The 22,001-nt window shown below is 60.1% G+C and carries 17 protein-coding genes; 9 read left to right on the plus strand and 8 right to left on the minus strand.

Annotated elements, in window-relative coordinates:
• Positions 1 to 27 precede the first annotated feature (27 nt).
• The 3 genes from Q0974_RS05105 to Q0974_RS05115 all read right to left on the minus strand — a co-directional run bounded on the left by Q0974_RS05105 (position 28) and on the right by Q0974_RS05115 (position 3,771).
• Positions 28 to 1,179 (minus strand): DUF1501 domain-containing protein, encoded by a 1,152-nt coding sequence (locus Q0974_RS05105; protein WP_299323403.1) that lies wholly within the window; start codon positions 1,177 to 1,179, stop codon positions 28 to 30.
• Between the two features lie 4 nt (positions 1,180 to 1,183).
• Positions 1,184 to 2,623, minus strand: coding sequence for a DUF1800 domain-containing protein (locus Q0974_RS05110; RefSeq protein WP_299323405.1), 1,440 nt, complete (start codon positions 2,621 to 2,623; stop codon positions 1,184 to 1,186).
• Between the two features lie 104 nt (positions 2,624 to 2,727).
• Positions 2,728 to 3,771, minus strand: a complete 1,044-nt coding sequence (locus Q0974_RS05115) for a class I SAM-dependent methyltransferase (protein WP_299323407.1) — start codon at positions 3,769 to 3,771, stop codon at positions 2,728 to 2,730.
• Between the two features lie 105 nt (positions 3,772 to 3,876).
• On the opposite strand from Q0974_RS05115, the gene Q0974_RS05120 reads away from it, so the two are divergent.
• Complete coding sequence (locus tag Q0974_RS05120; RefSeq protein WP_299323409.1) at positions 3,877 to 5,061, plus strand: hypothetical protein; 1,185 nt, start codon at positions 3,877 to 3,879, stop codon at positions 5,059 to 5,061.
• Positions 5,062 to 5,517: 456 nt separating this feature from the next.
• Here Q0974_RS05120 and hutU read toward each other — a convergent pair whose 3' ends face one another.
• Genes hutU through hutI form a run of 4 tightly spaced genes read right to left on the minus strand, consistent with a single transcriptional unit; the run spans position 5,518 to position 10,743 of the window.
• Positions 5,518 to 7,194, minus strand: coding sequence for a urocanate hydratase (gene hutU, locus Q0974_RS05125; protein WP_299323411.1), 1,677 nt, complete (start codon positions 7,192 to 7,194; stop codon positions 5,518 to 5,520).
• The gene (gene hutG / locus Q0974_RS05130; RefSeq protein ID WP_299323413.1) at positions 7,191 to 8,009 is read right to left on the minus strand and encodes an N-formylglutamate deformylase; all 819 of its coding nucleotides are present in this window, start codon (positions 8,007 to 8,009) and stop codon (positions 7,191 to 7,193) included. Before hutG ends, hutU begins: the two co-directional genes overlap by 4 nt.
• Positions 8,006 to 9,541: a histidine ammonia-lyase gene (gene hutH / locus Q0974_RS05135; protein WP_299323415.1), complete on the minus strand. Its 1,536-nt coding sequence runs from the start codon at positions 9,539 to 9,541 to the stop codon at positions 8,006 to 8,008. Before hutH ends, hutG begins: the two co-directional genes overlap by 4 nt.
• Complete coding sequence (gene hutI / locus Q0974_RS05140; RefSeq protein ID WP_299323417.1) at positions 9,538 to 10,743, minus strand: imidazolonepropionase; 1,206 nt, start codon at positions 10,741 to 10,743, stop codon at positions 9,538 to 9,540. The genes hutH and hutI overlap by 4 nt, the downstream gene beginning before the upstream one ends.
• A gap of 86 nt (positions 10,744 to 10,829) precedes the next feature.
• Between hutI and Q0974_RS05145 the strand changes: the two genes are divergently transcribed.
• The 8 genes from Q0974_RS05145 (at position 10,830) to Q0974_RS05180 (ending at position 20,383) form a co-directional block, all read left to right on the plus strand.
• Positions 10,830 to 12,188, plus strand: a complete 1,359-nt coding sequence (locus tag Q0974_RS05145) for a formimidoylglutamate deiminase (protein WP_299323419.1) — start codon at positions 10,830 to 10,832, stop codon at positions 12,186 to 12,188.
• Positions 12,185 to 12,886 carry a UTRA domain-containing protein gene (locus Q0974_RS05150; RefSeq protein ID WP_299323421.1) on the plus strand — a complete coding sequence of 234 codons (702 nt, stop codon included), beginning with the start codon at positions 12,185 to 12,187 and terminating at the stop codon, positions 12,884 to 12,886. Before Q0974_RS05145 ends, Q0974_RS05150 begins: the two co-directional genes overlap by 4 nt.
• A 120-nt stretch (positions 12,887 to 13,006) precedes the next feature.
• A complete protein-coding gene (locus Q0974_RS05155; protein ID WP_299323423.1) occupies positions 13,007 to 14,101 on the plus strand; it encodes a maleylacetate reductase in 1,095 nt (364 codons plus the stop codon).
• Positions 14,094 to 14,630 carry a MarR family transcriptional regulator gene (locus tag Q0974_RS05160; RefSeq protein ID WP_299323425.1) on the plus strand — a complete coding sequence of 179 codons (537 nt, stop codon included), beginning with the start codon at positions 14,094 to 14,096 and terminating at the stop codon, positions 14,628 to 14,630. Before Q0974_RS05155 ends, Q0974_RS05160 begins: the two co-directional genes overlap by 8 nt.
• A complete protein-coding gene (gene gtdA / locus Q0974_RS05165; RefSeq protein ID WP_299323427.1) occupies positions 14,623 to 15,660 on the plus strand; it encodes a gentisate 1,2-dioxygenase in 1,038 nt (345 codons plus the stop codon). Before Q0974_RS05160 ends, gtdA begins: the two co-directional genes overlap by 8 nt.
• Positions 15,657 to 16,877, plus strand: a complete 1,221-nt coding sequence (locus Q0974_RS05170) for a cytochrome P450 (protein ID WP_299323428.1) — start codon at positions 15,657 to 15,659, stop codon at positions 16,875 to 16,877. Before gtdA ends, Q0974_RS05170 begins: the two co-directional genes overlap by 4 nt.
• Before the next feature lie 448 nt (positions 16,878 to 17,325).
• Positions 17,326 to 19,674, plus strand: coding sequence for a TonB-dependent receptor (locus Q0974_RS05175; protein ID WP_299323429.1), 2,349 nt, complete (start codon positions 17,326 to 17,328; stop codon positions 19,672 to 19,674).
• Positions 19,675 to 19,912: 238 nt separating this feature from the next.
• Complete coding sequence (locus Q0974_RS05180) at positions 19,913 to 20,383, plus strand: Lrp/AsnC family transcriptional regulator (RefSeq protein ID WP_299323433.1); 471 nt, start codon at positions 19,913 to 19,915, stop codon at positions 20,381 to 20,383.
• Here Q0974_RS05180 and Q0974_RS05185 read toward each other — a convergent pair.
• The gene (locus Q0974_RS05185) at positions 20,364 to 21,779 is read right to left on the minus strand and encodes a sodium/proline symporter (RefSeq protein WP_299323436.1); all 1,416 of its coding nucleotides are present in this window, start codon (positions 21,777 to 21,779) and stop codon (positions 20,364 to 20,366) included. The two genes, Q0974_RS05180 and Q0974_RS05185, sit on opposite strands and share 20 nt — an antisense overlap.
• Positions 21,780 to 22,001: the final 222 nt, after the last annotated feature.

Here is a 22,001-nt window from a genome sequence, read left to right on the forward strand (position 1 = left end):
CTTCCGAGTGAAAGCACTAGATCGCGATCAGGTCTGGATCAGTCCGTTCGCAACGGGCGTCGTTCCGGCTGCTGGGAATACTGTGCGGCGGAGCAGGCCCGGTTCGATTGCGAAATGGTCGGCGACCAGGTCGGCGAAAAGCCGGTCGAGCGATCGGGTCGGCTGCAGGTCGCGGCCCTCGAAGAGGTCGGCGGGCCTGAGGCCGGGCCAATCCGCAACGACACTGCCGCCGCGCAACGCGCCGCCGAGCACCAGCGCCGCCGAGCCGGTTCCGTGATCCGATCCCTGGGTGCCGTTGGGGCGGACGGTGCGGCCGAATTCGGTCGCCACGATCACCAGCGTGTTCGACCAGATCGGCCCGAGCCCCGAGTGCAATGCAGCGAGCACCGCGTCGAGCGCTTCGAACCGGCGGTTCAGCCTGCGGCGTTGATCGCGATGCGTGTCCCAGCCGCCCATTTCCATCGCCGCGATCCGCGGTCCCTCGGGATCTGAAAGAAAGCGGGCCGCCAATTCCCCGGTTGCCGCTTCGCCGCGTCGTGCGCCTTCGACATCGCCCGCCAGTTCGCGGGTTTCGGTCGCCTGTTCCCAATCCGCATGCAATTCTTCATCGCCTTCATACAGCATCGCCACACGTGACAGCAGCCCGACATCGGGTTCGGGCAATCGGGAGGGCGCGTAAGACGACGCCTCGGCTTCGCCGCGCAGAACCATCGGCATGTTGGACGACAGGGCCAGGGCTTCGGCTTGCTGCCCGGATAGCAGGCCGGCGAGCCGGTTCATCCACCCGTCGCGCAGGCCATAGGGTGTCGTACCGGCGGTTTCGAGAATATTCTGTCCATCGAAATGGGAGCGATCTCGATAGGCCGATGCGACGGCGTGGAAAATGGCTGCGTCGCCGGATGCGTAGAGCCGGGCAGTTTCCGCCAAGGCCGGATGCAAAGTGAAAAAACTGTCCAGTCGCGCGCCGCCCTCACTATGCCCGGCGAAATCGCGGCGCGCGGTCTCATATTGCGGGTCACCGGTCGGCGCGACCATCGACAGCGCATCGGCCGCACCGCGCAGAATGATGAAGACCAGCCGCCTGTCGGTTTCCGCCTGGGCGCAGGCGATATGCGGCAGGAACACCAGGCTGGCCGCACCGGCCGCGCCGTTCCGCAAGAATCGTCGACGATCGATCATGGTCTCATCTCCGCAGGAATTCGGGCGACACGAGAAGCAACGCAAGCCCCTGGTCGGCGCTTTCGGCCCCGGCGATGATCCGCGCTGTCCGGCTGCTCAACATGGTGCCAAGAAGCTGGGGCGCGAGCGTGCGCGCATCGATCCGGTCCCGGCTGACTTCCGCGACGCGCTGTGCGATCTCGACGCGCGAGGCGAGCGCCGCTGCCCCGGTCCAGCTGTCCGCCACATCGTCAAAACCGGCAGGCGATCCTGGCCTCCAGGTCGGTTGACCCATTTCGTTGACGAAGCGTCGCGTCAGCTGGCCGGCACCACGTTCGCCCAGCGCCCGAAAGGTCGATATCGTCCATTCCCAGGGCGTTTTGAACTTGAGAGGTGCCTCGACCCAACATTCTTCGGCGTCGATCAGCACGCGATACATTGCCGGTAGATCGCCGCCGCTGTTGCGATAGGCCGATGCAAGTCGGTCGATGAGGGCAGCGGGCGGTTCGTCTCCGGCGAAATGCCGGGCCAATTTGGTCGCGAGATGCCGCGCCGTAGAGGGATGCGCGGCGAGGTCGGCGAGTATCGCCTCGGCCTGCGCCCGTCCGGATTGCGCGTAGGTGCGGCCCATCAGTCGGCGCGCGCCGGGTTCGTGCAAAGACTCGGCAAAGCCAAAACCGCCCGGCTGGACCGACGTGTCGAACATGCGATCCGGCACCGCACGGACGAGCCCGGCGATCGTCCATCCGGTCAATGCGCGCGCAAATTCCGTAACATCGGCTTGCGAGTAGCCGCCGTCGACGCCGAGCGTATGCAGCTCCATGATCTCGCGTGCGAGGTTTTCGTTAAGCCCCATCTCGCGCCTGCGGCGGCCGCGGCCCCGCTGGGTGAAAGGCGAATTGGGCCCGATAGACCGCGCCTGATTGAGATAGAGCAGCATCGCCGGGTCGCGCGTCACGGCGAGCAGCATATCGTGAAACCGGCCCATGACATTCGGACGGATCGCGTCGAACTCCATCAGTCCGCCAAGCCGGAGCAGCTCGGGCCCATTGACCGAAATTGCGAAATGATTGGTCCAGAAATGGACGAGCCGTTCGGCAAAAGGTGTCGACGTGGTTAGGGCCATGCGGACCCGGGCATTGATCAATTCCCGGTGGCGGGCGCGGCCCGACCGGTTGGCCATTCGCCGCGTGTCCATAAGCTGCGCGTCGACATTGCCTTCGGAGGACGTGCGCTCACCCCTACGTCTTTCGCGTCGTTGGCGGGTGAGTTCGGAAATTTCGGCGCGATAATCGAATATCTCTCCGGTGAGCAACTCGCGCGATGGGGCATTCCGCAACGCGGCGGGGCTTGGGTCGAAGGCATCGAGCTGATCCGCGAGCCATTGGCGCGGGGCGCGCAAATCGCTTTCCCCGGGCCGTGCTCCAAGGCCGAAGCGGTTCAATGCGATTACGGATTCGGTCATCTTGCCAACGCCTTAACAGAGCGACATGAACCGGGAATTGATCGCCGGATCAAGCGCAAAGCGCGTGTTTGCGACGGAGCGTTGCGATTATCGGGTCCAGGCCGTCACGGCTTGCGCAAAATGGCGCAATTCTGCCGGTTGGAAAATTCGCCGGAGGCGAGGATGTCTTCGACAGTGAAGAATTCGCCCCATATCTTCCGCACTGAATCCCATGTCTGATACGCGTTTTGATAGGCGTCCGGGAATACGCCCCGCCAGCCATCGTCGTCGATAAATGCGAAGCCGTCATTGGCCGCCCATGTCTCCCGGATAGCGTCCTGATACCCGGGAGCATGCGCGAGCACTTTCTCGACGAAATCGTCGCCAGAGAAGGTCACGATGGCTAGTGCGCCTTTCTTCAATATACGCGCCCATTCGCTCAGCCATGCCAATTGATGGTCCATATCCAGATGCGTCAGCACGGAAACCGCATACATCAGGTCGATGCTGTCATCTTCGATATGCATTGGCGGCGTGAGCTGGCCCTGGAAAAACTCACCGAAGCCCATATGCCGCTGGCACCATTCGATCGCATCGGGATGCAGGTCACACGCGAGCACCTGACCGGGCGTCAGGCGCGGCAGGAATCGGGCGACGCGGCCGCTTCCACATCCAAAATCCAGAATGCGCGATTCCGGCGATAGTTCCTGTCCGTGTTTTTCGGCCAGTTCCAGAATGAGCTTGGCCGAACGCTCGCCGCTCCGCAGATAGCGGCGCGGATCCGGCATGCTCGTAAACGCCTGGCAGAGCCAGCCCGGTGGAATCGGCATGTCATGCTCGTCCCGTTCGGGCGATACGAAACCCTGTTCGGATCGCGGGTCGACGCGTTCTAGAGACACTTTCCCGTCGCGGCGTAGTTCGATGGCGACAACATCGCCGATTTCCAGACCGGCTTTTCTGAGGACGGCGCCGCCCGTCAGGACGGTGCCGTTCTGCGGCGCAGGATAGCTGCGCAGGAGGTTGTCCGAGGGTTTGGTCCGCGACACGATCAGTCTGCCCGGTGCGTCCGTCGACAGGTGCACCTTGTCACCGGCCTCCCACTCGCACTGTCTGGCGAAACGATCCGGCACCGGTACGCGGCCCTTGCGAACAATAGCCGTGGCTTTCATCTATTCACTCTTTCCTGATTTGTTTGCGGCAGTGATTTTCCGCGCTGAGGTCGAATTAGCGCATATGCCAACGGCGGCGTCAAAGCAAAACGCGATATCGTGGAGATGTGCGGTTCTTTCTGCCGGTATATCGGTTGCTCCATCTTTCGATCCCATATACGGGCCTCGAAGACGTTCCGTGTCCAAACCAGTGCTGCTCGCAAGGCGCGACTGAACATCTTTGTCATCGATCCGTTTTGGCTTGAAGGAAGCCCATATATGCCACGAGCCATTCTCCATATCGGCATGAACAAAACCGGGTCGACATCCATCCAGCACTCGTTGACTGGTTATGATGACGGCGTATCGCGATATGCGCGTTTATCGGCTCCCAATCACAGCCAACCCTTGTCGACGATATTCATGGAGAGGCCGGAAAACTCGGTAAACTGGAAGAGAATCGGCGCACCGTCCGAGAAAATACGGGCAGCGCGCAACAAGTTTCGGGACCAGCTCGACGCCGAGCTGTCTCACGACAGGCGGACCTTCATCCTCTCGGCTGAAGAGTTGTGCATGCTCGATCATCGGGAGGTCGAAAACCTCAAAGCCTATTTCGAAGCGCGGGACATCGCGGTCGAAGTCATCGCCTATGTCCGGGAACCTATCGGTTTCGCGTCGTCGGCACTTCAGCAGCGTATCAAATCCGGTCTGGCCAAATTCGGCGTAGCGCAACCCCATTACAGATTCCGTTTCGAATCCTATCTGGATGTTTTCGGCCGGTCGGGCGTGCGGTTTCTGCCATTCTCCCGCGCCGATTTCGACCAAGGATCGGTCGTTCGCGATTTCGCCCGAAGGCTGAACCTGGACCTGGGCTCGATAAAGGAGCGAACCGCGAATGAGAGTATTGCCGCCCCGCTCGTTGCCATCCTCTTTTTCTGGAATCAGCACCCTGCTTCGATCGTGAATTCGCAAGACACAGTCGTGGCGCGGCGTTTGCTGATCCGGGAGTTGTCGCCGCATTTCGATGGCAAATTCAGATTATCCGACGCCATCATACGCCGCAAACTGGACGAGGAGGATATTCGTTGGATGGAGCAGGAAAGCGGCATTAGGCTAATGCCTGACGCTGCACCAGTGGAAGGCGAGGGCGTCTCGGGAGAGGCCGATCTGGAGGTTTTGACAGCGCAAACCGTGCCTATCCTGTCCCAGATGCTACGCGACAAGGGCCTTGTCGTGCCGCCCGATGGCGATCCGCTGAAGATGATGACGCGCCTTTACCGTATGTTTCTTCGGCAGCGTGCGGAGCACTAGGTTGAATGCGTTGCCGAGGCGCGGTCTGGCGCCTTCCGAAGCGTCGGATGTCCAAATGATTTGGCGCGCCGTACAGTCTCGTGCAAACTGATCTCTAGCAGAGATTTCCCTGTTATCAGGGAATTTGTGGGAAAAATGCTAGGACTCAGTCGGTTTGTCGACGGATTCAGATGTTGGAGGCCAGAGTTTCAGAGATTCTTCGGAGAAAATTCCCTGCTCGATGGAACAAGGAATCGCTTTCGCGACACAGGTATTGGCTTTTGAGAAGCAGGGAAAGAGGGTGCGTTAATCGAACTGCGACAAAGTCCTACTTTGCGTGCAAAGTGGAAATTCGGCAAGCCGTACTAATCTTGCCGATGGCCGCGATTCTGCTCGAACCGATCTTCGGTAAAGCAACGGCCTTAAGGTTCGTCGCCAGCCACTTGCGATTTTAGGTATCCTATGACCTCTGCATGATTAGTTTGAATTCGCATCGGCCATCGGGAGGTTTAGGCCGTTGTCGTGCGCACATTCTATGGCGTCTTGATAGCCGGCATCGGCGTGGCGCATAACACCTGTTGCCGGGTCGTTCCACAGCACGCGTTCGAGCCGCCGGGCCGCGTCCGCGGTGCCGTCGGCGACGATCACCATGCCGGCATGCTGCGAATAGCCCATGCCGACGCCCCCGCCATGATGGAGCGACACCCATGTCGCGCCCGAGGCGGTATTGAGCATAGCGTTCAAGAGCGGCCAGTCCGACACTGCGTCCGAACCGTCGCGCATCGCCTCCGTCTCGCGGTTGGGCGAGGCCACCGAGCCTGAGTCGAGATGGTCGCGGCCGATCACGACTGGCGCCCTGAGTTCACCTGACGCCACCATCTCGTTGAAGGCAAGGCCGAGCCGGTGGCGGTCGCCGAGCCCGACCCAGCAGATACGCGCGGGCAGGCCCTGGAAGTGTATGCGCTCCTTGGCCATATCGAGCCAGCGTTGGAGGTGCGTGTTGTCGGGCAGTAGCTCTTTCACCTTCGCATCGGTCTTGTAGATGTCCTCGGGATCGCCCGACAGCGCCGCCCAGCGGAACGGGCCGATGCCCCGGCAGAAGAGTGGGCGGATATAGGCGGGGACGAAGCCGGGGAAATCGAACGCGTCTGCGACGCCCTCGTCCTTTGCCATCTGGCGGATATTGTTGCCGTAATCGAGTGTCGGCACCCCGGCGTGATAAAAGTCGAGCATCGCGCGGACATGTTCGGCCATCGACGCCTTTGCCGCCGCCTCGACCTCGCCGGGCGCGTTCTCGCGCGCCGTTTGCCAGCGGTCGAGCGTCCAACCCTTTGGAAGATAGCCGTTGATCGGATCGTGCGCCGAGGTCTGGTCGGTGACTGCGTCGGGCCTAACGCTGCGGCGAACGAGTTCGGGATAGAGTTCGGCGGCGTTGCCGAGCAGGCCGACCGAGAGCGGCGTCTTCGCAGCGCAGGACTCCTCGATCATCGCCAACGCTTCGTCGAGGCTGTTCGCAGCCTTGTCGAGATAGCCGGTCTTGAGCCGCATCTCGATCCGCGAGGGTTGGCATTCGATCGCAAGGCAGGAGGCGCCGGCCATCACCGCGGCGAGTGGCTGTGCACCGCCCATGCCGCCCAATCCGGCGGTGAGGATCCAGCGGCCCGAAAGATCGCCGTCATAATGGCGGCGGCCGACCTCGACGAAGGTCTCATATGTACCCTGCACGATGCCCTGGGTGCCGATATAGATCCACGATCCGGCGGTCATCTGGCCGTACATCATCAGTCCGACGCGATCGAGTTCGTTGAAATGCTCCCAGGTCGCCCATTCGGGGACGAGGTTGGAGTTGGCGATCAGCACCCGGGGCGCGTCTTTGTGCGTCCTGAAGACGCCGACGGGCTTGCCCGACTGGACGAGCAAGGTTTCGTCTTCCTCGAGCCTCTGGAGACACCCGACGATGGTGTCGAAACAGTCCCAATCGCGCGCCGCGCGGCCGATGCCGCCATAGACAACAAGTTCTTCGGGATGTTCGGCGACCTCGGCATCGAGATTGTTCATCAGCATCCGCATCGGCGCCTCGGTCGTCCAGCTTTTCGCCGTCAGCTCGGTGCCGTGCGGCGCTTTGATCCGGCGCTGATTGTCCGTGCGGTTCATGGGGTGCTCCTTGCGTAGGTGAGGCAAGCGTCGAGGATCTTCGCGAGCAGCGCGCACATCGGTGCGGCGCGGCCGGGGTCGTAGTCGGCGGGCCAGTTTTCAGGTTTGGCTTCCAGTGGTTCGTCGAGATAGCCGCGACAGGCCAGCTCCATCTGGATGGCGTGGATCCCGCTATCGGGAGCGCCATAGTGCCGTGTCGTCCAGCCGCCCCTGAAGCGGCCGTTCAGAACATGGCTGAAGGCACTTGCGGCGCAAGGCTCTTCGACCGTGGCCGTCAGTTCGGGCGCACAGCTCGTACCGTCGAAACTGCCGATATTGAGATGCGGCAGCTCGCCGTCGAACAGGCGGCCGATGCGGCTTCGGATCGAATGCGCGTCATAGAGAACGACCTGGCTATGCGCGGTCCGCAGCCGCTCAATCTCGGCCGAGATAGCGGTGTGATAGGGATCGAACCATTGCGCGCGGCGCACGGCGATCTCCGCTTCGTTCGGTTCTTCGCCGTCGCGATAGAGTTGTTCGCCGTCGAAGGTCTCGACCGGACACAGGCCCGTCGTCGCTTGGTCCGGGTAGAGCGAGGCGCCCGAAGGATCGCGGTTGACGTCGATCACCGAGCGGCTGAACGGGGTACGTACCGTCGTCGCGCCGCGCGCTGCGGCGAAATCGTAGAGTTTCTCGACATGCCAGTCGGCGTCTTTGCGGGCGAGCCAGGGCGAGGCCATACGCGCTTCGATCTCCGCCGGGATATCGGATCCCGTATGCGGGAAAGAAACGATCAGCGGTTCCTCGCCGCGATGGATTTCGACCCAATCGCTCATGCGGCAAGACCCGGCAGCAGGCCATCGCTGACCGCTCCGGCGATTGCGCCCGACGCGACGAGCGCCGTCGCGCTATCGATATCGGCCTGGAAGAAACGATCGTCGGCTAGTTCTGGAGTGCGGTCGCGGATCAGCGCGCGGACAGTTTCGAGCGCCTCGCTCGATTTCAGCGGCTTGTGAAAGTCGCAGCCCTGCGCGGCGGCGAGCAGTTCGATAGCGACTACGGCGCGCGCATTGGCGGCCATAGCGGACAGTCGCCGCGCTCCATGCGCCGCCATCGACACATGATCCTCCTGATTGGCTGATGTCGGGATCGAATCGACACTCGCCGGATAAGCCCGTTGCTTGTTCTCGGACACCAATGCGGCGGCGGTGACCTGCGGGATCATGAACCCGGAATTGAGACCGGGACGCGGCGACAGGAAAGCGGGCAGACCCGAAAGTGCCGGATCGACGAGCATCGCCGTGCGCCGTTCGGAGATCGATCCGATTTCGCACAGCGCCAGCGCGATCGTGTCGGCGGCGAAGGCAACGGGTTCGGCGTGGAAATTGCCGCCCGACAGCGCTTCGTCGCTTTCGGGGAAGATCAGCGGGTTGTCGGACACGCCATTGGCTTCGTCGGCAAGCGTTTCGCCCGCCTGACGCATCAGGCCTAGCGCTGCGCCCATCACTTGCGGTGCACAGCGCAGACAATAGGGATCCTGGATGCGTTCGTCGTCTACGGCATGCGAAGCGCGGATTTCCGACTTCGCCATCAGCGCGCGCAGCGCCGCAGCGGTCTCGATCTGGCCCCGATGGCGGCGCAATTCGTGGATACGCGGATCGAAAGGCGTGTCCGATCCCTTCGCCGCTTCGGTCGAAAGCGCGCAGGCGACGAGAGCGGTGCGATAGAGATTTTCCGACTCGAACAGACCCGCAAGCGCATAGGCAGTCGAAAACTGGGTCCCGTTAAGCAAGGCTAGTCCTTCCTTGGGGGCGAGTTCGGCAGGTTCGAGACCGGCGGCCGCGAGTGCCTTGGCGGCGGGCAGGGTCTTGCCCTCATAGACGATCTCGCCGGTGCCGATCATCGTAGCGGCAAGATGCGCGAGGGGCGCGAGATCGCCACTCGCGCTAACCGAGCCTTGGGTCGGGATGACGGGAACGAGCCCGGCCGCGAGCATCGCCTCGATCAGCCGCGCGGTTTGCGGACGGACGCCCGACGCGCCCTGGCCGAGACTCGCCAGCTTCAGCACCATCATCAGCCGGACCATGCGCTCGGACATCGCCTCGCCCACGCCTGCCGCGTGCGAGAGTACGAGGTTGCGCTGCAAGGTCGCGAGACTGTCGGCGCCGATGCTCACATTGGCAAGTTTCCCGAAGCCTGTGTTGAGGCCGTAGACCGGCGTTCCTGCCTCGAGGATGCGTTCGACCGCCGCCGCACTTTCGGCGATGTGCGGCCAGGCGCTCTCGGCCAGTTTGATCGCTGCGCCGTCGTACACGGCGCGCCATTCGGCGAGCGAGACGTTGCCGGGAGCGATCAAAACTACCGTCATCGGCCGTTCCTGATTCGTTGGTGAAGCGGATTAGCGCCGATCGCATAGACCAGCTCGGCAGGGCGTTCGACGTCCCAGATGGCGAGGTCGCAGGCCTTGCCAGCCTCCAGCGTGCCGATTTCGTCCGATAGCCCGAGCGCACCGGCGGCATTGCGCGTCACACCGGTGAGGCACTCCTCGACCGTCAAGCGGAACAGTGTCGCCGCCATGTTCATCGTCAGCAGCAGTGAGGTCAGCGGCGACGTGCCCGGATTGCAATCCGTCGCAACGGAGATCGGGACGCCATGCGCGCGCAACAGCTCCACCGGCGGCAGCTTCGTCTCGCGCAGAAAATAGAAAGCGCCGGGAAGGAGCACGGCAGCGGTTCCGGATTCAGCCATCGCGGCGACCGCCGTCTCGCCGGCATATTCCAGATGATCGGCCGAGAGCGCATCGAACCCAGCGGCGAGCGCGGCCCCGCCGCTATCCGAAAGCTGCTCAGCGTGGATCTTGACCGGCAGGCCGAGCGCAGTCGAGGCCTCGAATAGCCGCTGCGTTTGCGCTGCCGTAAAGCCGATCGTCTCGCAAAATATGTCGACGGCGTCGGCAAGGCCCGCTTCGGCGATTGCCGGCAGCATCTCCTCGCAAACATGGGCGGCGTAACCGTCGGTGTCGTCGGTGAATTCGGGTGGCAGGCTGTGCATGCCGAGAAAGGTCGTTGCGACGCGGCAGTCCATCGCTTCGCCGAGCGCGCGCGCGGCTTCGAGCTGCTTGCTCTCATCGGCGAGAGTGAGGCCATAGCCTGACTTGATCTCGACCGTTGTGACACCCTCGGCGACGAGATCGGCGAGCCTTGGCCGCGAATCTGCAACCAGCTGCTCGCGGCTCGCGGCGCGGGTCGCGCGAACGGTGGAGAGGATGCCGCCGCCGGCTTTCGCGATGTCCTCATAATCCGCACCGGCAAGCCGCTGTTCGAACTCGGCCGCGCGATTCCCGGCATAGACGAGGTGCGTATGGCAATCGATAAGCCCCGGCGTGATCCAGCGTCCGTCACATGTGACTGTTTCGGCGGCTTCAAGGGCTGGGGCGTCGGCGACTGAGCCCGCATAGACGATCCGGCCGCCATCCGCCGCGACCATTCCGTCTTCTATTTCGTCGAGGCCGGACATACCCTGCGTCATCGTTGCGAGGCGCGCATCAGTCCAGATTGTATCGCAGCGCATCGCCGACTCCGAGTCCCCGTTGCGCACATAGTTGGCTCTCGCGCAAATAATGTCTAGACATTTTATCCGGCGAAAGGGACTCGGCGATGACACAGCTCTGGTTCGAAACGGCTCTGCTCCCCGGGGGCTGGGAACGGCACGTCCGGCTCAGGCTGGATGCGGGCCGGATCATGGCCGTCGAGGCGAATACGGAGCGCAAGCCGGACGACGAGGCGCATGGCATCGCAATCCCCGGCCTCGTCAACGTCCACAGCCATGGCTTTCAGCGCGCGCTTGCCGGACGAACCGAGCGGCGCGGCCCGTCGTCGGACAGTTTCTGGACCTGGCGCGAGGTCATGTACCGCTTTCTGGACCGGCTGACGCCCGACGATGTCGAAGCGATCACGGCGCAGGCCTATGCCGAGATGCTCGAAGCCGGTTTTGTCCGCGTCGCCGAGTTCCACTATCTCCACCACGATGCCGATGGCGCGGCCTATGGCGATCGCGCCGAGATCGCGGCGCGGATCGCCGCAGCCGCCGGGGCGACCGGCATCGGCCTGACCTTGCTCCCCGTCTTTTACGCGCATGGCGGCTTTGGCGGCGCGGACCCGAGTCCAGGCCAACGTCGCTTTCTCAATGATCTCGACGGCTATGCAGCGCTGCTGGAAGGTTCCCGTGGCGCCGTACGAAAGCTCGACGGCGGCAATATCGGTATTGCCCCGCACAGTCTGCGCGCCGCGACGGAAGAAGAGCTTGTCGCGCTCACTACGATGGATGCGGATTGCCCCATGCATATCCACATCGCCGAACAGGAGGCCGAAGTCGAGGCGTGCCTCGCCTGGTCGGGCCATCGCCCAGTCGAATGGCTGTTCGACAGGCTCGCTATCGATGGGCGCTGGACCCTGATCCACGCGACGCATGTCACGCCCAGCGAGATCGAGGCCATTGCCGCAAGCGGCGCGGTGGCCGGGCTGTGTCCGATCACCGAGGCCAATCTCGGCGATGGTCTCTTTCCGCTGCGCGCCTTTCTCGATCATGCCGGCGCGATCGCGATCGGCAGCGATTCCAATGTGATGATCGACGCTGCTCTCGAGCTGCAACAGCTCGAATATGGTCAGCGGCTGGCCGAAAATGCGCGCAATATCGGCGCAGGCAAAAAAGGGGGTTCGACCGGCGGCGATCTTTTCCGCGCCGCGCTGGCGGGCGGTCACCGCAGCATGTGTTCGGAGACCGTGGGACTGGAGCCGGGCGCGCCCGCGGATATCGTATCGCTCGATCCGGGCCATCCCGCGCTCGCCGGCCTCGACAGCGATGCGCTGCTCGACGCCTGGGTTTTTTCCGGCGGGCGCGGTGTCGTCGACGGCGTCTGGTGTTTCGGCCGCGAGGAGGTGCGTGGCGGGCGTCACCGTGACGCAGAGCGCATCGCACAGCGCTATCGCGCCGTCATGGAGAGGCTCGGCGGATGACGATTGCCCGGCGCATTCGCAGCGATATCGAGAAGAAGATCCGGACGGGTCGGTGGAAGCCGGGTCACCGCCTGCCGGTGGAGCACGAGCTTGCGAGCCGTTATGGCTGCGCGCGCGCGACCGTCAGCAAGGCGATGACAGCGCTGGCCGATGAGGGGCTGATCAAGCGCCGCAAGCGCGCCGGCTCGTTCGTCGCGTCGCCGCGCGTCCGTTCGGCCGTGCTAGAAATTCCCGATATTCCTGCGATCGTTGCGGCGCGTGGGGAGGACTATGAATTTTCGTTGCTTTCGCGCGATATTCGTCCGCTCGATCCCGACGACCCCGACGAGGCCTTACTGGCCGTCGGCGGAGAAGCGCTCGCGCTCGAAGGGTTGCACCAGCGCGAGGGGAGGCCTTTCGTTTGGGAGCGGCGCGTGATCGCCCTTGCCACCATCGCCGCCGCCGCGAATGTCGATTTTGCGCATAATGCGCCCGGCACATGGCTTCTCGGTCATGTGCCATGGACCGACGCCCGGCATCGGATCACGGCGATCGCCGCCGATGCAAGCCTCTCCCGCCGGCTGGCCTTAGGGCGCGGCAATCCCTGTCTACAGGTCGAACGCTGGACATGGCGTGCGGGCAAGGGCGTCACCTATGCAACGCAGATCTTTCCGGGCGATCTCTATCACCTGGTGTCCGATTTTTCTCCTGCAAGTTAGCTGCAGCGTTGGTGTCAGCATGAGGCGCAAAAATTTGCTGGAAACAGGACTGTCCGCCGTAAACACATCAAGCACAGATTGTGGCGTGACAGCAGCTTGTTTCTTTAGTATGCTAAATAAATGTGCGGCGATCAGCAGTCCAATTTCTCTTACAAGGCAGTTGCTGCCAATGTCCGCTTCGCATGCGGGGCGAGCGCGCATCTCCCAGAGTTCATTAGAGAAGCCGGAGGCGACAAAGCTTTCGTTATTGCTACCGGGGCCGCCTTTGTCCGACACGCCAGCGTTATCGAACCGGTATCGGATTCTTCGCTTACCCAGTTCGATGAAGTACAGGCACATTGCCCGCTGCCTGTCGTGGACGCCTCGATCGACGCGTATGAGGAAAGCGGTGCCGATACCATTGTAGCTATCGGCGGGGGTTCGACATTGGGTCTCGGCAAGATCCTGAAGGCCGAACATGGCGCGAAGTTCATTGCGGTGCCGACGACCTATACCGGCTCGGAGATGACCCCCATTTACGGACGCAAGATCGAAGGACAGAAGCGCACTAAGGTCGATGCAGCCGCTCTCCCCGACATGGTCGTCTATGACCCGGAATTGACACTTGGCCTGCCTGCGCATCAGACCGCTTCAACAGGCATGAACTCTCTCGCTCATGCTGTTGAGGCCTTGTATCCGGAACATCCTAATCCGATTGCGTGGAATCTGGCCGGCGAAGCGATCGGATTGCACGCGCGCGCCTTGCCGCTTTGCGTTGCCGACGGGCGTAACATCGACGCGCGTATCGATGCCCTGCGTGCCGGCTTTCTCGGCGGGGTCCTAGTGTCGATGGTTGGCGTCGCCCTCCACCATGCGCTTGGCCATGTCTTGGGTGGTTTGTTCGACCTCGATCACGGCGATTACAATTCGGCGGTGTTGCCACACGTGGTCGCATTCAACGCCACCGCCGTACCACGGGTAGAAGAAGTCATCTCTGATCGTTTCGAGGTGGCCGATCCAGGCGAAGCGATATTCGATTTTGCGAAAAAGATACATGCACCCACAAGTCTGAAGGAGCTTGGTATGCCTGAGACGGGAATTGCGGAAGTGACCCAAGCGATTGTTGCCAAGAACCCGCGAAATCCACGCCCCATTACCCATCCGTCAATGAAGCGCCTTCTCAGCGCAGCATATGAGGGTTTGCGTCCCTCCGTGGAGTATTATCGCGATGTCTGAACGAGCAGAAGCCAGCAACAGCGAAGAAACGGACGGGACTGTGCCTGACGAGATTTCCCATCTGGTCGGACATAGCGGACATCTTTTGCGCCGGTCCTATCAAATCTTCATTTCGATCTTTGAGAGCTCTTTTTCGCAGATGGGTGTGTCGCCGGTTGAGTACATGATCTTGGGCACGCTCGAGGCCTTGGGGACGCTCGACATGTCCAGTGTCGCCGGTTCGGCAGCGATCGACAACGCCAGCTGTTTTCGTGTCGTGGGAAGACTTGAAGATCGGGGCCTCGTTGAAACTTGCAGAGGAGATAAGGACCAACGCCGTAGGCTGGTCGGTCTAACTGCACGGGGACGCACGATCATGCCCAGCCTGCACAAATGCGCAGCAATGGTCGAGGCGCGGATGTTTGAACGACTGACAGCTCAAGAGCGCGGCGATTTCGCCGCATCGATGAAGGCATTCGCTACGCGCAATAACTGCCTGTCGCGCGCACCCTTTAGGGCGCCTGCAAGAACGGAGAAAGGCGATGGTTAAGCCTGAGGAGTTCCGGGCGGCATTGTCGGAGAAGTCTATGCGCCCGCTATGGGATGTCATGAGCAACATCGTACTTCCAGAGCCTGCACCAGTCGCGATCCCTGCGATTTGGGAATTCTCCGATGTTGCGCCGTTGTTGGAGGAAGCTGGCCGACTGATCTCGGCGGAGGAGGCTGAGCGCCGGGTTTTGGTGCTTGAGAATCCGGCGATGCAAGGGGAGGTGCGTATCGTCGATAGCCTCTATGCTGGCATGCAGCTTATCCTTCCTGGAGAAACAGCCCCAGCACATCGTCATTCACAATCCGCGCTGCGCTTCGTGGTCGAGGGGGAGGGAGCCTTCACTTCGGTCGATGGCGAACGCGCAATCATGAAGCCGGGCGATTTCATCGTCACCGCGAACTGGCGTTGGCACGATCACGGCAATGAAACCGATGCGCCCATGATCTGGCTGGATGGGCTGGATATTCCAATCGTGGACGCGTTCAAGGCGACATTCGCTCAGCGGCATACCGAGATGCGTCAAGAAACTTCTCGTCCCAGCGGTTACTCCGAATGGCGCCATGGAAGTGGTCTTTCGCCCGTGGATGAACAATGGGACGATCTTTCATCTCCGCAATTTCATTATCCCTTTGCTCGGGTGCGAGAGGCATTGACTGGTCTGGCAGATTCGGGCGCGCCTGATCCCTGTCACGGTTATCGGATGCGATACACGAATCCGAGCACCGGCGGGTGGGCGATGCCGACCATCGCCGCCTATATGACGTATTTTCAGTCCGGTTTTTCCTCAAAGCCATATCGTTCAACCGAGAGTCGCGTGTGCATTGCCGTAGAGGGTGAAGGCAAAGTGTGTCTCGGCGGGCAATCCTTTGTCTGGGGGCCGAAGGACGTTTTTGCCATTCCCGCATGGACGGAGTTCCTGATGGAGGCAGAAACGGACGCTTTCGTCTTTTCCTTTTCTGATCGCGCAGCACAGGAAAAGCTTGGGTTTTTCAGGCAGGTCGCTGAGAACCGTGAGGTGGGCGTATCATGACCGACCGCATGGCCGCCCAAAAATTCAACCTCTTCGATCTTCCCGAAGATTATTACGTTTCCCCGCAACGCTACTTTGCAATGTTGCGTGAGCACGACCCTGTCCATGAAAACGCGGATGGCAGCGTCTTGTTGTCTCGCTATGCCGATGTTTCGAAGGTCTGGATGGATTTGTCGAGTTCTGTCGACAAGACCGAAATGTTTACAGAGAAGTTCGGCCCTGGGCCACTACTCGAACATCATACGCACACGATGCTTTTTCGGGACCCTCCCGATCATGACCGGCTTCGCAAGATCGTGAATCCGTTCTTCTCGAAGAAAAATGTCGACCGGATGGAGAAGTTCGTGGCGGACTTGGGCGACCAGTTGGTCGAAAACGTCCGGAAGAAGGAGGAGTTCGACTATGTCAAAGACTTCGCCTTCAAGGTACCAATGACCGTGATAGCGCATATTCTCGGTGTCCCGCGCGAAGATGCCGAGCGTATTCATGAAATCGGCATGAAGATTCTGTTCCCCCTTAATCCGAACGTCTCTGATGAAGTCGTTCGCGAAGGCCATGAGGCGGTCGCTGAGTTCAAGGACTATCTGCTCCAGCATCTTGAGAAACGGCGCGCTCTTGCGTCTCTTGACCCGGAAGCGGACATCATCAGCACGCTGGCACAGGCTCAGCGTGACGGAAGCGAGATCAGCGATCTCGAAATCTTGCATATGTGCATATTGCTGCTGAATGGCGGGCACGAAACGACTACCAATACATTGGCGGTGGGGTTGTTGTCGCTGGTCAATGACCCTGAGAGTCTGGCGATGATGCGCGACGATCCGGAGGTGGGCCGGACCGGGCCCGATGAGCTCATCCGGTTCATAACTCCGATACAGCTTCAGGGTCGCCGGCTCACCAAACCACTCGAGATTCCGTCCGGGCCCGTATTACCTGAGGGGACCGAAATCATCCTTTGCCCGGCATCGGCCAATCGCGATCCTGAGAAGTTCGATCAGCCCGATCGGCTCAATCTCCATCGGAAAGCAAACCGCCACTATGCCTTTGGTGGCGGCGTCCATCTTTGCATCGGGCGGCTTTTGGCCAAGATGGAAATCAGCACCATTCTGCCAAAGTTTCTCAATGCTTTTTCCCATATAGAGATCACGCGCGACCCCGAGTTCAATCGGAACGCGCGGTTCCGCGGGTTAAAGGAATTGCAGGTCAAGGTTCGCGAGTGACCCGGCGCTAATTGGCGGCAACGGCGCTTTCAGCCTTTTGTCCGTCAACCGTGCCGGAACAAACTGCAGACGCCATAGCCAAAGCAGTGGCATGGATCGCGTTCACGACACTCATTTGCGAGCGGCGGCGCATGTTGCGTAGTGTGCGGTCTCGTTCGCCATGGTATCACTCCAAGTCCTTCTTGACATGGCGGTTCTTCCCGCACTCACCATATTCCAATTCTCCAGAAGTAGGCCGTTGCAGTGATATGGCATGAATCAATTTGATTTTAGCTATAACCCGAAGCTGCCTCCGTAGCCTTGATGCACCGCTCCCCGGGAAGTATTAAATTCCCACAAGGCTATCAGTAACGTCAAAATCTTTCAATGATTTTGCGTTTGGCAATCGAAAATAACTAAATGCTCTATAAATGCGGGCAGAACCTCTGCTGTAACTGGGGGATGTACAGTGCGTGCAATAATTTTACTACAAACCGTTGCAGCTGTTGGAGCTTGCGCTGTTCTTGATACGAGAGCTTTAGCACAGAGTAATGATCAAGCATCCATTTCAAACTCGAATAGCGGCGTTATTGTTGTCACCGCACAAAGGCGAGAGCAAGCACTCGACGAAGTCCCGTTCTCAGTTACTGCGTTCGGGTCGGATGATATTGAGAACTACAATATCACCGACTTGAACGATTACGCGCAACTTTCGCCCAATGTCGGCATCTCTTCTGGCGGAACACCTCTTGAGCAGGCGCTGAATATTCGCGGCGTTGAGAATATCGGTGGCGATGTGAACGCCGTTGGGATCTATGTCGATGAAGTCAACTTAACCCCGTTGAACGTCGCATTTGCGTATGACAGCAACTTGGTCGATCTGGAACGGATCGAGATTTTGCGAGGGCCGCAAGGGACGCTGTTCGGCCGCAATGTGTTGGGCGGGGCTGTGAACATCACCACCGTTAAGCCATCCGATACGTTCGGTGGACGCATCGAGGGGGCTTACGGAAGTTTCGATAGGCGGCGGCTTCGCGGTTCGCTCAACGTGCCGCTAACTGACGGCGTCTACGTGCGCGGCACTGCATATTATGACGCACGAGATGGTTGGATAAACAACCCGACCAATCCTGGAACGACGAACGACCGTGAATCTTATGGATTCCGAGGCGCGCTTCGCTTGGAGCCGTCTGTCGACACCGTGATTGATCTCACTGCCTCCTACTCGGAGTTCAGAGGCGGGCTCAATGATGTCATACCTTCCGGTTTTACTGCCGAATTTTTCCGCTTCACCGTCCCCATTCCGGCCGATCCGCGCGGTGCGTATGATGGCATCGGGTTTTATCCGGAGAATGATGATACGGTTCTTACGACCGGGGACTACAGGCAAGGCCGCGATACGTTTATCGGGACCGTGCGGGCCGAGCATGATTTCGGCGGCGTAGTTGGCATTTTGAACGTCGGATACATCGACATCGACCGGTTTGAAGATGGCGAAGACGTTGACCTCGTTCCCGGCGAGTTTTTTGGAGAGTTCCAAACCGAAGCGCTCCAATCCACTAGTGTCGAGGCGCGCATCCAGTCTGACAATGCCAGCGGGATCAACTGGCTCATCGGCGCCAACTATGCCTTTGATGAGAATAGGTTTACGGGCCTACAGCCTGGAGGACGCGACATCATAATAGAGGCGTTTGGGTTCGACCCTCTCGATGTCGATCCCAATTTCACCGTGTTTAACGTCGGTACCGACGACTTCCTGGATCAGATCGAATCCTTTGGTGTATTCGCCAACGTTACCATCCCGTTCGGAGCGGATGATCGGTGGACGCTCGATCTGGGCGCCCGCTACTCGACCGACCAGGTCACCGGCCGATTGACCCGAGGACCCGACGGGAACACCGGCTGCTTCATCGGTGACACGCCAGAAAACAATCCCAATTGCACTATCGACACTATTGGGCCGGAAGAAGCGACGTTCGATGCGATCACTGGGCGCGCTTCGCTGTTGTTCGAGGCGACACCGGACATCAATCTCTATGCCACCATCGCGCGCGGCACGAAGCCGGGCGGCTTCAATCTCTTTGCGGTCGGTCAGCAGAACGTACCCGACACGTTCGGCAGCGAGTCCATGTGGAATTACGAGGCTGGCGTGAAAGGAACGCTGTTTGATCGCAGAGTGAATTTCTCGCTGTCAGCATTTTACATGGATTGGACTGATATCCAGTTCAACACCGCTTTTCGTCCGGACGATCGTATCGCGCCTGAAATCATCGTGCTCAATGCGGGCCAAGCGACGGTAAAGGGCGTGGAACTCGATTTTGCCGCATCCGTCACTGACAATTTCAGTATCCAGGGCGGTATTGGATATCTCGACGCGCAGGTTGGCGAGGGAGAAGAGGTGGCTCCTGCGATCGACCTTAACGGCAACGAGTTCAGCATCGATGGAAACCGCCTACCGCGTGCGCCAAGATGGACGCTGAACCTGGCAGGCGAGTATACGGTGCCGATTGGCTCTGATCTGGATGGCTTCTTCCGGGTAGAGGGCTCTTACCGGTCCAGCTTCTTCGAACAGATTGACAACGGTGAGTCGTCCTTCACCGAAGCCGGCGCACCGCTGCAGCTCGAAGAGGTCGACGGTTATACTCTCGTGAACGTTCGCCTGGGGATCCGCAGCGACAATTTTCGCATAAGCGTCTATGGCGAGAATCTCCTCAATGAGACCACGCCTATCGGCATCCGATATCAGATCAGCTTGGCCGGACAGGTTATCGCACTTGTGCGTCGCGAATTCGGCATTCGCGCAGCGTATGAGTTCTGAGTTTTTGAGACGCAAACTCGCTTCTGCATAGGTCTGCTTGTTCAACGTTAGGTTTATGGTATCCGCACCGGATCTCAGCAGGCTTAAATCCACAGACCGACAGCCTGAGTGTGGCGCCAGCCTCGTTTGAAGAGACCGGCGCTGATTGATCGTCCACTAAACTCCATGTAGCAAGACAGAGACTGTCGATTCTTTATGCTAAAACGCTATAATTGGTCCTCTTTCTCATGGTCTTTGAATGAAACAGGTAAAGGACGATATTGATCGCCGCATCCTCGCTGCGGTTCAGGAAGATGCGCGATTGACGGCCGCGCAATTGGGGGAGCAGGTCGGGCTGTCGCCGACAGCAGCACTAAAGCGTCTCAAGAAACTCCGTGCAGATGGCACCATAAAGCGCGATGTCGCGCTGGTTTCTGCTGACGCGCTTGGCCAGTCGGTTCAGATGATCGTCGCGGTCAGTCTAGCACGAGAGAGCAGCCAAATTGTGGATCGCTTCAAGCGCGCCATCCGGGAGGAGCCGCGGATACTGGACGGTTTTTTTGTTACTGGTGAGATGGATTTCCTGCTTCTCATCACGGCTAAAAACATGGCCGATTACGAAGAGTTCACGCGCGACTTTTTTTACAATCAACATGGGATCGAGACGGTGAAGACGTCAGTGATTCTCAGTGAGGTCAAGAGGTTGGGACCTATTCCGATCGATCTCTGACTGCTTCGCCGGGTTTCGACAGTAGATAAGCCAGGATCAAGCCGGCAACGATCCCGGGAAAGCCTTCGTAAATGTCGGTGTGCAGACCCATCCAGCGCCAGATGAGAGCGATGGAGACCCCTGTTATCATTGCAACGATCGCGCCAATCTCGGAAATCCGGCGGCCAAGGGCATAGATGGTCAATAGCGGCGCGAATGCGCAGGCGAGCGTTGACCAAGAGAGAATGACGAGATCGAACACGCTTTGCGAGCCTTGCAGGGCGATGCCCAGCGCGCCCAAGCCAACCGCTGCTGTGGCGCCCCTTACGACCCAGGGGCTATGCCACTTCTCCGGTAGCAAATCGTTGCTCAGTGCTGAGGCGCTTGCCAGGGTTAGGGAGGCGGCAGTGGATAGCGTCGCGGCAAAAATCCCGGCCAGGATGATACCAACAAGAGCGCCAGGCAGAAGGTCGCGCGCAAGCGTGATCAGGGCGACTTCCGGATCGCCGTTCAAAAGGTCCGGCAAGGCGATGCGCGCGATCAGGGCAGCGACGATATTGAGCGCGGTGAAGATGACGTACAGGCTGTAATACCATATCCGCACTTCGGTGATCTTGTCCTCATGCTCTAATGTCATGTAGCGCACCATGATGTGCGGCTGACCGACCACCGAAAAGCCGGCGAACACCCAGCCCAGCGCAAAAAGAAATGCGCCCATCCCGCCTGGCACTGCAGTGTCTGAGGGGAACCAGTCCATGTAGCGCGGGATGGCATTCAACCGGTCCATCGCGTTCGCCCACCCGCCCACGAAATCCAAGCTGATCCAGGCAAGGATGCTCATCGAAATGAACATCACGGCGAACTGCGCGGCGTCTGTCCACATGGAAGCGCGGATGCCGCCCTTGAAGCAATAGGCCAGCAAGAGCGCGACCGTCAGCGTCGATCCCAAGGCGACGGGTATGTCGAGCGTCGCAAACAGCGCCTTGCCGCCGGCAGAGATCTGCGCTGCGGCATAGGAGGTAAGAAAGACCAATGTGATCAGCCCGGCAATCAGCCGCCAGCGGCGGAACATTGGATTGTGCCAACCGGCCAGCACCGAGACAAAGGTCAGGCCACTGGTGCGCCCGCTGGCGCCGCGCAGCTGCCTGTAGATGAACAGGGACGCCATGAAATCGCCGACGATCCAGCCGATCGATAACCAGATGGCCTGCAGTCCCACGACATAGACAAAGCCGACAAAGCCGGTGAAGACATAGCCCGAATTAAGCGTCGCCAGCGCGGATACCGCGACCAGCCACGCCGGTTGGTTGCTCCCGGCGATCAGATAGTCTTTCTCTGTCGCTTTGGCCCGACGATTGGCAGCCAAGCCTATCACCAGCAACAACGCCAAGCACGCGAGAAAAACTCCCTCGATCATTGGCGATTTCTCCCTCGGCCGCTTGCTCGCCAATCCTATGCGATTTCTGCGCCCGCCGACGTCGTCTAGCAGTCACTTGAAAACAAAATCAGGCAAATTTTTCCGCCATTTTGCAGAAAAGCAGCCTGGTTTTTGTGGAATAACATCAATGGCTGCCATCATCGCAGGCCGAAATGACAGATCAGTATGGGGGGTCTCAGCCCTATATTCGCGCAGGATGCA

Origin of the sequence: Parasphingopyxis sp., from assembly GCF_028279465.1 — a bacterium.
GTDB lineage: Bacteria > Pseudomonadota > Alphaproteobacteria > Sphingomonadales > Sphingomonadaceae > Parasphingopyxis.